The following is a 14,722-nucleotide window of genomic DNA, read 5'->3' as shown; positions in this document are numbered from 1 at the left end:
TTGAATCAGAAAAACTACTTTAAGCCATTCTTTGGGGTTATAACCTTTGATTTATTAGTAAAATAAGGTGCAAGATTGGACGGGAAAAATAAAGAGTATGCCGTGGCTAATTTGAATCAATAACGCTTAAATCTCCGAAATCAGTTTTTCGTGAATTTTTAAAACTTGTGGAATTAGGAGCTTATTATCAGAGTTTTTAATCACAAAATCTGCAAGCTCATTTTTTTGCTCATCGGGAAGTTGCTGATTTATGATTTGATTCACTTGTTCTTCCGAGCGAAATGAATCTCGCATCAAGGTCCTGGCAATGCGGATTTTCAATGGTGAACTGACATTGATGACGAAATCAAGCGCTTTACTATTTCCGGATTCGAAGATCAAAGCTGCCTCTTTCAGGACATAAGGAGCATTTTGCTGGGAGGCCCAAACTGAAAAGTCTCTACCTACTGCCGGATGTACTAGTGAATTTATTGTTTTGACTTTTTCTGCATCTGAGAAAACGGTCTTTGCAAGAAAACTTCTATCCAACTTGCCATCTGAATCATAGGATTCATTTCCAAAAGCTTGAATGAGTTGATCCTTAAGTAATTTGTCATTTGACATCAGCCATTTGGCCCTATCATCCGCATAATATATAGGTATGCCAAGCAAGGAAAAAATCTTAGCAACGGTGGATTTTCCTGAACCTATCCCGCCAGTGATCCCCACCAAAATAGGAGATTGCCTACTCATATTTAAGTTTTAGAATCGCTGGTTGTGGCATTATTTGCTCTAGGAAAGCTGGTGTAGGCTTTACCTGAACAGTTATCGTGCTATCTTCTTTATTTCTTTTATAGTAATCCAGGACCGCCTCAAACTCCATGTCTTTCAATTCTGGAGATCTCCGTTCATCGACAAGGTAAGAGATCATGATTACCACCTCTTCATTTTCTAGAGAGACAGAATTAGGGAAATTGATTTTCTTGATTTTCAGTCGCTTGTTTCCTTCAAGAAATTCAACTACATCAAATGTCACCCTGACGTTTTCTTGTTCTATCTGTACTAAGTCACTCAGGTTCTTCGTGTTCTTTAGCGTTATTTCTTTGTTTACAGATTTATTTATGCGGTTTTCGTCCAGAGAGATTGGAAAACTACCAGCAAGACTATCGACAAGGGAGCTTGGTCCGCTCAGGGTGATTGAACTTGGGGTGAAAGTGATCGGATCAATAATCCGGAAGTTTTTAGCCATAGAATAACTCGTAGAATCGAGTGTTGGCTTTACTTTGATAGTTTTGATTTTATTGATGTCAAACTTCAGTGTGTCTCGGAGTACTGATACGAGCTGAGTCGGTGAAAGAAATTCTCCGAGTGACCTCTTCAAGTCAGCGGTGAGTATGTAATTGGTTCTAGCGGGATTGCTGAGTTCTATGGGATATGGGGTATTGTTGAAATTGAAATACTTGCGTAGCAAATCCCAACCGTTGCCTGAGATCTCCACTTCTAGAGATTTTGGAAGGCTCGTCACTGCTACGAACTCGGACTGATCGTATGAAATTTCAACTGGGAAATTGACAACAGTAGTATAGTCGTCCTTATTTAGGGCGTTTAAAATCCAAAAAGTGGTAGCTGCTGCTATGCAGAGAACTACCACTTTTAGATTAGAGAGTTTTTTGGCAGAAATCCTTTTCGGGGATTTTTTATTTTCCGGCAAAATTCAGATTATTTTTTAGTTTCAGGTTTTCTAGAGAAGTCTAAGGAGATAGCAGATTTTTCTACTTTTACCTTAAGGCCTCGGTCAAGTTCCAATAGAACGGTATCGCCTTCTACTGAACTTACTCTTCCATGAAGTCCGCCGATAGTTACTACTTCGTCTCCTTTTTTTATTTCTTCAATGAATTTTTTGCTTTCCTTTTGTTTTTTCTGCTGTGGTCTGATCATAAAGAAATACATGATCAATATGATGGAACCAAAAAGGAAAACTTGTCCTAATATTCCGCTACCTCCAGCGGCAGCTTGTGCTAATACTGTAGAAATCATAATTATCGTTTAACAGGGCCTACAGGAGCCGCAGCACCTGCAGCTTTTCCAATTACAGTACCCTTCATTTGAAGTCTAGTAACGTTTGGATTTGTATTAGCTTGGATACTTACAGTTGGTGCTTGAGCGCCAGATTTTGCTGCTGAGTTGAATACTACTTTCACAAAACCTTCTTCACCTGGCTTCACAGGAGTTTTAGTCCAGTCAGGGCTGGTACATCCACAAGAAGCGGTGATGTTGGAGATTACTAATGGTGCTTGACCATTGTTTGTGAATTTGAAGAGGTGCTCAATAACTTCGCCTTCTTTGATGGTACCAAAGTCAAATTCTGTGGCGGGGAATTGAAAAGAACCCAAAGTACTTGGATCAGCTACTTGTGCAGCTTGTACATTCACGGGAGTAGCCACTGCCGTGTTGGTCTCTAACTGTGCAATTTTATCTTCAAGTGCCTGAATTTTTGCATCTTGATCGCTTTTCTGGTCACATGAAGTTCCCAATGCTAGTAAGACGGCAACTACCGCCATATTCATTAAGTTAGTTTTCATCTGTTCTTGTTTATAGTTTTAAAGGGATCACTTAGAATCTGGCTCATGAGACTATTCATTACTACTGGAATGATTGTCTTGGCTAGATTCCGTGTTAGTTAATTGTTTCCTTGATTGATTTGGTCGATCAATTTATTTACATCGCTGAGAAGATTCTCAGCCTTGTTTTTTGCTTCGGAGATGACGCGTTTGCCTTCTGTTTTCGCTTCGTTCAAATGAATCTCTTTACCGTCCACTAGGTCGTCAATCAATTCTTCTAGTTCCTTTTTGTATTTAGAAAGTTTGAAAGAAAGGCGATCTCGCGTATTGGTGCCGGTGTCTGGTGCAAAAAGTACCCCAAGTGCCGCGCCCGCGCCTGCACCGATTAGGAATGCGATGAGTGTGTTACTGCTCTTGCTCATAGTTTGTTTATTTATTGTCCAATAGTCCTCTACCGCTCTTACGGATTTCTCCGTTTTCGGTTAACTCCTTTGCCATCACGTCAAGCAATCCGTTCACAAATTGCTTGCTTTTAGGTGTGCTGTAGGTTTTGGAGATATCTATATACTCGTTTATACTTACTTTGACAGGGATACTTGGAAAGTTCTTCATTTCGGCGATTGCCATCGATATGATCACTTTATCTGTGAAAGCGAGTCTGTCAATATCCCAATTTTTGGTTTTTTGAGCGATAAGTGCCTTGCTTTCTGTATCGTTCTCTATCGTGAAGTTAAAGATATTTTGAAAGAACTCCTTGTCCTCATCCCAGTTCATTGCGATTTCAGGCATTTGGCTTTCATTTTCATCATTGAGATTGGCAGCGTTTTTCAACACTTTGGAGGCCAAGCTTCTCACCACTGATTTATCTTCTGTCCAATTAAGGTCTCTTTCCGAGAAGAAATTTAAAAGAACTTCATTTTTGAAAATGACTTTTTTCAGCAAATCATCCACTAGTTCTAAATCCTGCTCCATGGTAGGGTTTTCTATCTGAAGATAAGCTTGGTATTGCTCCGAAGGCTTGATGTAATCTCTAAACCACTCTTTGATTTCTAGCTCCACGTCATGAAGATTCACGTTGTTTCTAGCGATTCCTGCTCTGTAGGAGTCTGACTCACGAAGCGTAGCTAGAACCTGGTTATTTGGCAGATTCAATTCATTGCCAAAGGCAACAGGAGTATTGCCTGCCATTTTCTTTTTCTTTTCTACTTCTTTTTCTACATGTTTTGCAAAAGCTTGTAGTAGCTCTATAGCCAATAGGTACAACTGAGGGATTCGCTCGGCAGAGACTACCATGTTTTTCAAAAGGAATTCATGGTCTTTGGCATTAGCTTCATGGAATTTCTTCAGCGCTTCCAATACTACTTGTTTTACTTTTGGACTGGCATCGGTGGTCTTGAGTATATCTCGTGAGACTAGGTTTTGTTCCAGCAGTTGGATAGCAACTTCAGCTTCTTTGTTGAGGGCGGTTTTATCCTGCACTTCCATGCTATTCAAGTCAGGTGCAAAAGACGTTCTGATAAAATCTTTTGAAATAGTAAGATTGGAACCCTTGCACTGCTCATAGGCATATAGGTTTTGAAAAGCCTTTACTCTAAGTATTCTTCTGTTCAGCATGTCTTCGAAATGAGTTGCAAATATAGGCAATTTGAGGTGGCTATCACCTAGTTGGTTTAGACAAAAAAACCACCGAAAGGCATTCCCGGTGGTTTTGATATAGCTTATGGGTGGATTAGAAAGAAAGCTTTACTTTTCCAATAGCTTCAATTCTAGCTTTAGCTGTCTCGATAGCAGCTTGCTGAGCTGGGATATTTTCAGCTTCTGACTTATTCAAAATACCCAAGCAGGTATCGTAGATTTTTTCAGTTTGCTTATAGACCGTATCTCTGTTGTATCCGCCAAAATACTCAGCGCCAACGTTGATTACACCACCGGCATTGATCAAGAAATCAGGAGCATAAACGATCCCTTTTTCAACAAGGATTTGTCCATGCTTTGCTTCGTCTTTCAATTGATTATTTGCACCACCTGCGATGACTGCACATTTAAGACGATCTATGGTTTGATCATTGATCGTAGCTCCTAGTGCACAAGGGGAATAAATATCCATCTCTAGATCATAGATCACATTAGGATCAACCACCTGAGCACCGGTAGCTTTTGCCACAGCCTTGAGTTTGTCCTCAAAAATATCCGTAACCAACACGATCGCTCCTTCTTTTACCAGATGCTCGATCAGATATTTGCCTACTTGTCCTACTCCTTGAACTCCGATTCTTTTTCCCTCTAAGGATTCCAAGCCAAATGCTTTCTTAGCAGCAGCTTTCATACCCATGTACACACCATAAGCAGTGACTGGCGAAGGGTCTCCGCCGCCACCCTTAATCTCAGGAAGGCCAGTGACATGGCGAGTTTCTAGCCCTATGAATTCCATGTCTGAGGTATTCATATTGACATCTTCGGCAGTTACATATCTACCGCCCAGGCTCTGAACAAATCTCCCGAAACGTCTTAGAAATGCTTCGTTTTTTAATTTTGGATCGCCTAAAATAACCGCTTTCCCTCCACCGAGATTCAAGCCTGCCAGGGCGTTTTTGAAGGTCATTCCTCTGGACAGACGAAGGACATCTGTGATAGCTTCTTCTTCGGAAGCATAAGGCCACATACGGGTTCCGCCCAGTGCTGGACCCAGGGTGGTGTTGTGAATACCAATCAATGCCTTTAGGCCGGTTGCTTCATCATGGCAAATCACGAGTTGCTCGTGATCCATCGTAGTGATCTGGCCAAAGATTGAACCTTCACGTACTGATTCAGTTGCTTTAATCTCTAACATGTGAACTTAGCTTTTTAGAATGTGTTATATTTGGGTACTCCTTGGTACTTCTAGCCAATACAAAATTAAATACTTTTATTGGCGTTCAAAGGTTTAATTTACCCAGATTTATTTATCTAATTTCTTCATTTTAAAATTTTTATTTGGTGAAACCACTTTGGCGACTCAACAAGTATTTGTACAAATACAAGGGCTTGATCCTTTTGGGAATAGTTTTTACGGTGATTTCTAATATTTTCGTAATTATCCCGGCGCAACTGGTGCGACTTGCGATAGATTATGTGGTCGAGAGTTTGTCGATTTATCGGCCTTTGGAGCTAGGAGGAATGGGGGAAGAGGCGCAGGATATTTTTTTAAAATTCGTTGTTGTTTTTGGCGTGTTGATTTTGGTAATGGCTTTGTTGAGAGGCATTTTCCTATTTTTTATTCGTCAGACACTCATCATCATGTCTAGGAAAGTAGAATATGACATGAAGAATGAGATCTATGATCACTACCAAAAACTTCCTCTCAGCTTCTATAGGAAAAATAGCACAGGTGATCTGATGGCTCGAATAACTGAAGACGTGAGCCGTGTACGGATGTATCTCGGCCCAGCTATTATGTATGGGTTGAATCTCCTGATTCTATTTCCGATGGTAATTTCATACATGATCACTGTCAATCCCCTGTTGACACTTTATTCGCTCTTGCCACTTCCTGTGCTTTCATTGAGTATCTACTATGTAAATAATATGATCAATGAGCGCTCCGAAAAGATACAGCGGAGTTTGAGTGGTTTGAGCACTTTTGTACAAGAGGCTTTTTCAGGAATTCGTGTGCTGAAGGCATTCGTCAGAGAAAGTGATAGTGTCAATGATTTTGCCCTAGCAAGTGAGGATTACAAGCTGAAATCCATTCGATTGACTAAAGTAAATGCCTTATTTTTTCCGATTATCATGGGAGTAGTTGGAATATCTACGATCATCACTGTTTATGTAGGTGGCTTACAGGTGATGAGTGGTCAGATTGGCTACGGAGTGATCGCCGAGTTTATACTTTATGTGAACATTCTCACTTGGCCAGTCACATCTCTGGGCTGGGTGACTAGCATCGTGCAGCGTGCGGCAGCATCTCAGACTAGGATCAATGAGTTTCTGGATGAAAAGAATGACATTTTGAGCACTCAAGAAACCAAAGCAGAAATTCAAGGGACTATAGAAGTAGAAAATGTGTCCTTTGTTTATCCAGATTCCGGTATTCATGCGTTGAAAAATGTCAGTTTCCAGATCCAAGAGGGGCAAACACTTGGGATAATTGGGACTACAGGTTCTGGCAAATCTACTATCGCCAATCTCTTGATGCGTATGTATGACCCTACTAGCGGAGTGATCAAGTTAGATGGGAAGCCAATTGATACTTTCTCTATATCTGATCTTCGCAGGCAGTTAGGCTATGTACCGCAGGATGTGTTTTTATTTTCAGATAGCATAGGAAACAACATTGCCTTTGGGATAGAGGAATCAGATCCAAAGATTATAGAGCAGGCGGCAAAAGATGCAGATGTGTATGAAAATATTGTTGACTTCCCCAAAGGCTTCGAAACCATGCTGGGTGAGCGTGGGATTACACTTTCTGGCGGACAAAAACAGCGTGTTTCTATCGCACGTGCTATTGCTAAGGAGCCGAAAATTCTTATTCTAGATGATTGCCTTTCGGCAGTAGATACGAAGACAGAGAATGTGATTTTGACAGCATTGAAAAACATCATGCAAAACCGCACTTCTGTCATTATCTCTCACCGTGTATCCTCTGCCAAGCTAGCCGATCAAATTATTGTGTTGGATGATGGGAAAATCATAGAACGTGGCAATCATGAATCCCTCATGAAGCAAAATGGAGTGTATGCGGAGTTGTTTGAAAAACAAACGCAGGCAGGGGAATCTGTTGATAATTAACTGATTTGACTTACATTTTGAGCTAAGAAAAGAAGCTTTCTAGAAAAAGTAATATGATTATCTGCTTTTCTACCAGTATGGAGGAATAAGCATGTAGCAAATGGTAAACTTAAGAATTGAGGCCGCTTCGGTCATCGGTCTTCCAACCAGATAAGCAAGGAATATAAGATGACTGGCATTATTGCGGATAATCATAAAAGTAATTACCTTGAAGCATATCAGTTCATCTAAATGTCGAAGTAGCCATGGAAGAAAAGAAATCTACTACTCAGGATATCGAGAAAGTACTCAAGGAAATAGGGGAAAAAATCGAGGAGCTGGTAAAAAAAGGTGCTGATGCGGGATTGGATGCAAAGGATGAAATCGAAAAAAAGATCAAGGACCTTAAAGAAAATAAAACTACGCTAGAGGCTGAGTTTAAGAAAGGTAAAGAGATTTTAGAGCGGGAATTCAAGGAGCGAAGCGAAGAGATAAAACCAAACTTACAAGAGTCCAAAGGCTTATTCAAAGAAGGCTTTAAGCAGATAGGACTTGCGATCAAAGCTCTTTTTGGAAAAAAGTAAAATCAACCCCACAAATCTTTCCAACATAAAAATGCCTCCAAAAAGTAGCTTACTTTTTGGAGGCATTTTACTTTTAAACGCATTAGCTATTATTTCTCTGAGAGGGCATTACATCGATCATAGGCAGGATCAAGGTCAATGTAGATGTCTTCTTTGGCAGTTATAAACCACTTGCTTAGAATTTCTTCTTCTTTTTTGCGAAGCGTTGCAGCTTTTAGCTTTTCGTAGTCATCCTCCATATTTGCTCGGTGAGCAGGGTATTTTGCCTTATAATACAGGATTCGTACTTTTTTACCATCTCTTGGATCGTCAAATTCCATAGGCATGGTGATATCTCCTACCTGCATAGTATCTATCATGAAGAACAGTAGCGGATCCTCTAATGTGCGGAGTGAGAGACGATTGGAATTGGTAGATGGGTCAGTAAAAAATCCTCCTGCATCAGAGGTACTTCTATCATCTGAAAAGTCTTTGGCAGCTTTGGCAAAATCCATTCTACCGGCTTTTATCTCTGTTCTTAAACTATCCAACAAACGCTCAGATTTTTTCAAATCAGCTTGAGTGGCTCTAGGAGCCATCAGGATATGACGGGTGTTGTAGGTGTTTCCTTTGATTTCAAGTAATTGAATCATGTGGAAACCATAATCACTTTCCACAGGGTCTGAAATTTCTCCTTGCTTTAATGCCAAAGCAGCATTTTCATATTGCGGTACCATTTGCCCTTTGGAAGCAAAACCCAAATCACCTCCCATAGCAGCGGATCCTGGATCTTCTGAATATTTTCTAGCCAAATCTGCAAAATCAGCTTTGCCTTCTCCAATGTCTTTTTTGAACTGTAGAAGTTGATCATAAAGGGCTTGTTTGGTTTGAGGATTCACTTCAGGCTTTATCACGATTTGCCCTACAGTAGCCTCTGATGTAAACAAAGGAAGAGAATCCTTTGGGATGCTATTATAAAATTGTCTCACGTCATTGGGAGAAACAGTCAATCCTTCGGTGATCTGGCCTCTCATACGCGTCACAATAAGCTGCTCACGGATCACGTCCTCAATTTCTGCTTTCAACTGCTCGGAAGTTTTACCATAGGCTTCTACTAGCGTAGCTTCATCACCTCCGAATTGCTGCATGACCATACTGAATCGCTGATCTGTTTGCAGCATTACTTCCGCATCTGTGACCATTATCGAATCAACCTCCGCTTTCGCCACCATCAATTTGTTAATCATCAAGGATTCGAAAACTTCGCAGCGAGTAGGAGCTACCTGTCCCTGTTGATTTTGAGACAGAGCTTCCATGTATGCTCTCTGGACGTCGGATTCTAATAGAATATAATTGTCCACCTTAGCCACTATTTTATCAAGAACTTGGCCTGTAGGCGGGGCTTCCTGAGCAAATGAGGCTGTAGCCAGCATGGTGAGGATAAGAGTAAATGTAAGTCGGTTTAGCAATTTCATGAGTATTATTTCCTTCTCTAGTTACTTTGGAGATGGGTTTTATGTGAATTATTATTGATTCAGCGCTACGAACGTCTCCTCTTTAGCTTTTGGATTTACTTTTACGGGATATTTTTTCCGTAAGGATTCTATCAGATTTTCATCAAGATACGCTTGGTAATCTCGTATGACTAAGCCACGAGATTCTTCAAACTTTTTCGGGCCAGCTGGTATTGTATCTCGAATGAGTACGATATGCAGATGTCCATTAGCTTCAATTTCTTGATAGTTTGTGTTGATATCTGCATTGGACAACACCGGATGAGTGCTGTATTCGAGGACGCCTGATTCAGTTTGGAAAGCCAAGGTATTGCTGCTTTTATAGCTCGTCTCAAATGAGGCTATAAGTTCGTCAGAAAGGGGCTTACCTTTCAGGAGCATTCTAGCGGCATCTAGCTGAGTCAGGTCAAGGACTTTCACGATATACGTGTCCACTCTACCTTTCCATTGGTAGTTCTGAATGTTTTTCTCATAGAATGCCTTTTGAGCTACCGTATCCATAAGTCCTTTTTGCCAAACTTCTTCATTCATTAATGAAAAAAGCAAAATGCCATCACGGTATTCTTTGAGTAGCATTTGGTAATCTTTATTATTTGCTGCAAGATCAGCTTCTTCAGCTTTGTTCAGCTCTGAAGCTGTGAATCGTTCGTACCAGGCGTCGAAAGTTCCAGAGTTACTTTGTAGAGAAATCTCCTCTTCTTCCATGAAACTAGCTAAATCTTTGGCTATGTGGCTTTTGCCCTGTAGCGTAAAGAGTTGGTCATTTTCCAGATCTTTCTCAGCCATCACTTGTGCAAAGCCCGCTTCAGTCGTGGTATTTAGTTCAGTTCTTAATTTGGCGAGGTTAGCTTCGTTTTCTTTGAATCCATACCTGGACTTCTGGATCGCCATCACCTGAGACTGTATCATGCCGGAGCGAGAATCTCTCAAGATACTAGACCGGATGCTTTCTTCCATAGATTCAAAGGATTCTATAGGTCGCTTATCTTCTAGTCTCAAGATGTGATATCCATAGCGAGTTTGGATCGGAGGTGATACTTCACCAATCTCCGTCAACGAGAAAGCGGCCATTTCAAACTCAGGAATCATCGAACCTACAGAGAACCAAGGCAACATTCCTCCCTTTTGACTGCTTGCAGGGTCTTCAGAATAGTTCCGAACAATATCTTCCCACACGGTGCTTTCCTTCTGTATCTCGGTGTAGATGTCGGCGACTTTTCGCTTGGCAAGGTCCTCGCTGCCTGTAGCATTCTCATCTATTCGTACTAGAATATGCGAAACTCTCACCTGTCCCGGATTGGGTTGACGGTCTTTCACACTGATGATATGGTAGCCGAAATTGGTAAGTACAGGATCAGATACTTGTCCTGGCTGTAATGAAAAGGCTGCATCTTCGAAGGGCTGAACCATTTGAAGCGCAGTGAAATAACCTAGATCACCTTGATTGATTTTTGCTGAAGGATCATCAGAATAGGTGACTGCTAACTCATTGATACTGCCTCCCGCTTTGATCTCTTCTTCAATCTTCAGCGCCATTCTCAATACTGCCAAGCTATCCTCAGTACTGGAATTGGGAGGAAATTGGAGGAGTATATGGCTGGCGCGTATTATCTCCTGCATTCTAGCATAAGCTTTTCTCAATTCACCTTCTTCCAAAGAATTTCGGATCAAAAATGGAGCTTTGATGTTCTCTCGGAAGGAATCAAATTCTCTCAAGAATTCCTCGGATTGAGCAAGACCTTGCTCTTCCGCTTCTCGAACTTTTAATTTGTAATTGATGAAAAGATTGAGGTTTTCATTGAATTCTTCTCTGGACATTCCCGGAGTTCCAGGCTCAGATTTATTTCCTTTAGAAAGTAGATAGATTAACTCATCCTTATCCACAGGTTTATTTCCTAAAGTTAATAGAGGTTCATCCTGTCCTGATGTTTGAACAAAAGCCATCGTGGTGATGGAAAACTCAAATAATAGGAGGAAGGTTAATAGAAGTGCCGAAATGGTTCGGTTTGTCATGTATGAAATGGCAGAATTGGAATGCAATTTTACAAATTTATTAGGATTTAAAGTCAAATGTCCCGAATACTAAGCATTTAACAAGAATTAGGACTGGAACCATTTGATCAGGCGACAGGTGTTGGTACCTCCGCTAGATTCAAACTCGATTTCATCCATTATCTTCTTTACCAAAATTATGCCCAATCCACCTTTTCGCTTTTCTCCTTTTACCTGGTCAAGGTCAGGTACTTCGTAATCCAGCATGTTAAAGGCTTTGCCTTGGTCGGAGATTTCAAAAATTATTTTGCCGGGGTTGTTTTTAACTTTTAACTGGATGTAATCTTGCGCATTACAATTATGGGAGTGAATAATCAGATTGGCGCATACCTCTTCTACCGCCAGAGTGATCTGCAGTTGGTCGATGTCAGACAGACGTAGCTCTTCCATGGTCTTTTTCAAAAAGACGCGAAGCTCGGCTAGGGCGGCGGTTTGACAGGATAATTTCAACTGATGTTTCATTTCAAGAATTCAAAGCAGTTTTTTTGTCTGGATATATTTTCATCAGTTGATCCAATCCAAGAATCCTGAATACTTCATATACGCGTTCGGAGAGTGCATAAATTTTCAACTCTATTTCTTTTTCCTGAAAATCTTCCAGATATGACATGAACACACCCAATCCAGCAGAAGAAATATATTCTAGACCTCTCCCATCTATTAATATGGATGAACTTCCATTGTCCACTGCTCGAGTGATTGCTTCATCCAAGATGACGGAGTTACTTGCATCCACTTCGCCTTGGAGAAGCAATATGTCATGTCCATTTTCTTGTTTAATATCTATTGTTAGCATAGTCTAGCTTTCTTTAATTGACTGGGTGAATTTCACAACCATCAGCGAGTAATCATCATCTATTACCCTGTCACCACCCACAAAGCTGTGAAGTGAATCAATGATTTTAGTCTGGATTTCTTGAGGGCTGAGCTTTTGATTTACTTCTAATAGGCTTCGGATTCTCTCATAGCCAAACTGGATGGACTTATCATTTTTGGCTTCTACGATTCCATCGGTGAACATGACCAACACATCTCCTGGCTGATAAGCGAATGTTTTTTCCACAACGTGGTTTTCGTACTGCTTGTTTCTTAAAATCCCCAATCCTAGTCCATCAATCTCCAGATAGGCTGATTTATTTTCTGCTTCTTGATGAAAGAGCGTAGGGACATGACCTGCACGTGAATGACAGATGGTTTGTTGCGAAGTGTCGATAATGAAAACGGAAGCAGTGATAAAGTGGTTTCTTTCTAGGCATTTGCTCAGAGCCGCATTTGCTTTGATCATAAACTCCGAAGGACTAAGGTTCAGCTGAATGAGACTATGGAAAATCCCCTTCATTTGGGACATGTGAAATGCAGCAGACGTACCCTTTCCTGATACATCTCCTATGATAAGGACATAGCGATCCTCGTCCAGTTTGTAAGTATCATAATAATCTCCACCTACCTCATCAGCTGCATTAGAGTAAGCACTTATGTCGAAAAATTGATTATGATCCAGTTTGGCAGGAAGTAGGGATTTCTGTACACGCTGCGCTATTTTCAATTCCTCCTGATAGCGCTCGTTCAGTATAGCTTGATTTAGTAAGCGGTGATTTTCTACAGCGATGCAGGCTTGCCTTCCAAAAGTGCTAATGATGTTTAGCATCTCTTTATTGAATCCATCACGAACTTCCTTACAAAGGACAATTTTCCCGATGACCGACTTGTTGATTACGAGAGGGACAAAAAGCACCGATTCAAATGAAGGATGATGGATTCTGATAGAAATAGGCTTGAGGTTGTCCGTTAATTTGTCGGAGTCCCATCCTTGCAATGCCTTGTCTTGTTGGATAAGGTCATTAATTTCTTCCCTGGTAGTAGCGTCAATGAATCGTTCGTTTATAGTCCTTTCGGGCGTGTCCTTACTTTTCATAGATAACCAAGCGGCATCAGCATAGGAGGCACTCATGCAGGAGTCCATCAAGATGTCCAAGACCTGCTCCTCATTTTCCTCAGGCTGAATAGATTGGCTAAGTCTCTGAAAATTAATGGCCTCCGTAAGTTTTTGCTCAAATACAGAAGAGGTGGGTAGGTTAAATAGCGTCACCAAAAAGCTGAGAACTGCATACACTAATACAAACCAAAACAGAGAAATGAGGAAGAGATTCCAAGTAAGGTTAACTGGGTAGTTTTGGTCTTTTTCAATTGAAAATGTGTACCAAAGCAAGAAGCTCACAGTAGAAATAATGATGGCAAGAAAGAGCAAGGATTTCCACTTTTCTTTGAAAGTAAGGTAAGGAATCCACTTCAAATTTGTAGATAGAATCACTGCCAAAATGCCAAGCAAAGCCATCCCAAAAAAGAAGGGGTATTCAGAATCATTGCCTGAAAAAAACACTAGAAACATGCCGACTAACATGGCGATTTCGAACGCTTGCCATTGTTTTACTACCCGCTTAGTCTTTTGATAAAGTATAAGGTGCTGCCACAACAACGATGTGGATATTAGAAAAATGGTGATTAGCCCAAAACGAATATGGTAGAAAAAGACATGTAGAAATGGGTCTCTCGCCAGTTTGCTTTCTCCAAGCGAACTGATAAACAAATCCATGATAAGAAATGTCGCCACAGCAAATAATCCGGTAGAAGCTCCGCGCCAGATCAGGTTGAGAAAGTCACCTTGCGAGTTTTTGGTTATGGAATAGTTGTAAAAGCCATAGACGGTAATAAAAAATAAAATTTGAAGTATCCAACTGAACTCAATGGCAAAGCCTGAGTCCATCTGATTGAGTAGGCCGACCAGTCTCACCAAATTGACAAATAACAAGGCAAGCCAAACCAGGATGGCGAGCAGTAAGCTTAGCTTTCCGATATGGATTGGTGGTAGTTTGATCATGAATGTCTAGCCACAATAATACTCATTCGGATTGAAAAAAAACGCTGGAGTATAAGTTAGTGAATGGCCTGTGTGTTAAAAAAGTCTAAAATAGTAAGTCCTGGCTATTGATCAGGTGCAGACCAAATCCTGGATTACTCCAACACCATATTTTTCGTCGATCAGCGTTAATACCTTACTTTTATTCATCAGCAATTCCTTCTTTATCGGACCCGAGCTAAGCTTCACAAACAGCTTTTTGTCTCTAATAAATACAGAAGTGGTCCGATCTGCGATGGTTTTTCCGACGATACCTGGCCAATCATGAACCAACGACTTCTCTTTGAATTTGCCTTCTAGCCGGTAGGCTCTGAGCAGGTCGTTAAATGCTGACTCCAGTGGCGCTACCTCCTTTTTTCTACTGTAATATCCGTCGTTGCTCATAGTGTC

At 40.8% G+C, this 14,722-nt stretch carries 15 protein-coding genes; 2 read left to right on the top strand and 13 right to left on the bottom strand.

Annotated features, from left to right (window positions below; translation table 11 throughout):
- Nucleotides 1-126: 126 nt before the first annotated feature.
- The 7 genes from coaE to ABJH64_RS04955 form a co-directional block, all read right to left on the bottom strand.
- Nucleotides 127-732 (bottom strand): dephospho-CoA kinase, encoded by a 606-nt coding sequence (gene coaE / locus ABJH64_RS04985; RefSeq protein ID WP_348277189.1) that lies wholly within the window; start codon nucleotides 730-732, stop codon nucleotides 127-129.
- Nucleotides 725-1,690: a YbbR-like domain-containing protein gene (locus ABJH64_RS04980; protein WP_348277190.1), complete on the bottom strand. Its 966-nt coding sequence runs from the start codon at nucleotides 1,688-1,690 to the stop codon at nucleotides 725-727. Before ABJH64_RS04980 ends, coaE begins: the two co-directional genes overlap by 8 nt.
- 8 nt (nucleotides 1,691-1,698) lie before the next feature.
- Nucleotides 1,699-2,016, bottom strand: coding sequence for a preprotein translocase subunit YajC (yajC, locus tag ABJH64_RS04975; RefSeq protein ID WP_348277191.1), 318 nt, complete (start codon nucleotides 2,014-2,016; stop codon nucleotides 1,699-1,701).
- A gap of 2 nt (nucleotides 2,017-2,018) precedes the next feature.
- Nucleotides 2,019-2,561, bottom strand: coding sequence for a DUF1573 domain-containing protein (locus ABJH64_RS04970; protein WP_348277192.1), 543 nt, complete (start codon nucleotides 2,559-2,561; stop codon nucleotides 2,019-2,021).
- A 98-nt stretch (nucleotides 2,562-2,659) separates the two neighbouring features.
- Complete coding sequence (locus tag ABJH64_RS04965) at nucleotides 2,660-2,962, bottom strand: YtxH domain-containing protein (protein WP_348277193.1); 303 nt, start codon at nucleotides 2,960-2,962, stop codon at nucleotides 2,660-2,662.
- Nucleotides 2,963-2,969: 7 nt separating this feature from the next.
- Nucleotides 2,970-4,154 carry a transcription antitermination factor NusB gene (gene nusB / locus ABJH64_RS04960; RefSeq protein WP_348277194.1) on the bottom strand — a complete coding sequence of 395 codons (1,185 nt, stop codon included), beginning with the start codon at nucleotides 4,152-4,154 and terminating at the stop codon, nucleotides 2,970-2,972.
- Between the two features lie 115 nt (nucleotides 4,155-4,269).
- Nucleotides 4,270-5,370 (bottom strand): Glu/Leu/Phe/Val dehydrogenase dimerization domain-containing protein, encoded by a 1,101-nt coding sequence (locus ABJH64_RS04955; protein ID WP_348277195.1) that lies wholly within the window; start codon nucleotides 5,368-5,370, stop codon nucleotides 4,270-4,272.
- Between the two features lie 146 nt (nucleotides 5,371-5,516).
- On the opposite strand from ABJH64_RS04955, the gene ABJH64_RS04950 reads away from it, so the two are divergent.
- Nucleotides 5,517-7,307 (top strand): ABC transporter ATP-binding protein, encoded by a 1,791-nt coding sequence (locus ABJH64_RS04950; RefSeq protein ID WP_348277196.1) that lies wholly within the window; start codon nucleotides 5,517-5,519, stop codon nucleotides 7,305-7,307.
- A gap of 245 nt (nucleotides 7,308-7,552) precedes the next feature.
- Nucleotides 7,553-7,870, top strand: a complete 318-nt coding sequence (locus ABJH64_RS04945; RefSeq protein ID WP_348277197.1) for a hypothetical protein — start codon at nucleotides 7,553-7,555, stop codon at nucleotides 7,868-7,870.
- Between the two features lie 89 nt (nucleotides 7,871-7,959).
- On the opposite strand, the gene ABJH64_RS04940 is transcribed toward ABJH64_RS04945, so the two are convergent.
- From ABJH64_RS04940 to ABJH64_RS04915, 6 genes are all read right to left on the bottom strand, one after another.
- The gene (locus ABJH64_RS04940) at nucleotides 7,960-9,324 is read right to left on the bottom strand and encodes a peptidylprolyl isomerase (protein WP_348277198.1); all 1,365 of its coding nucleotides are present in this window, start codon (nucleotides 9,322-9,324) and stop codon (nucleotides 7,960-7,962) included.
- 51 nt (nucleotides 9,325-9,375) lie between these two features.
- Complete coding sequence (locus ABJH64_RS04935) at nucleotides 9,376-11,376, bottom strand: peptidylprolyl isomerase (RefSeq protein ID WP_348277199.1); 2,001 nt, start codon at nucleotides 11,374-11,376, stop codon at nucleotides 9,376-9,378.
- A gap of 87 nt (nucleotides 11,377-11,463) precedes the next feature.
- A complete protein-coding gene (locus ABJH64_RS04930) occupies nucleotides 11,464-11,877 on the bottom strand; it encodes an ATP-binding protein (protein ID WP_348277200.1) in 414 nt (137 codons plus the stop codon).
- Nucleotide 11,878: 1 nt separating this feature from the next.
- Nucleotides 11,879-12,211, bottom strand: coding sequence for an STAS domain-containing protein (locus ABJH64_RS04925; RefSeq protein ID WP_348277201.1), 333 nt, complete (start codon nucleotides 12,209-12,211; stop codon nucleotides 11,879-11,881).
- 3 nt (nucleotides 12,212-12,214) lie between these two features.
- Nucleotides 12,215-14,293, bottom strand: a complete 2,079-nt coding sequence (locus ABJH64_RS04920; RefSeq protein WP_348277202.1) for a SpoIIE family protein phosphatase — start codon at nucleotides 14,291-14,293, stop codon at nucleotides 12,215-12,217.
- Nucleotides 14,294-14,404: 111 nt separating this feature from the next.
- The gene (locus tag ABJH64_RS04915; RefSeq protein ID WP_348277203.1) at nucleotides 14,405-14,716 is read right to left on the bottom strand and encodes a DUF721 domain-containing protein; all 312 of its coding nucleotides are present in this window, start codon (nucleotides 14,714-14,716) and stop codon (nucleotides 14,405-14,407) included.
- Between the last annotated feature and the right edge of the window lie 6 nt (nucleotides 14,717-14,722).

Origin of the sequence: Algoriphagus sp. (assembly GCF_039969895.1) — a bacterium.
Lineage (GTDB): Bacteria > Bacteroidota > Bacteroidia > Cytophagales > Cyclobacteriaceae > Algoriphagus.
This window is presented reverse-complemented; position numbering and strand designations above follow the sequence as displayed.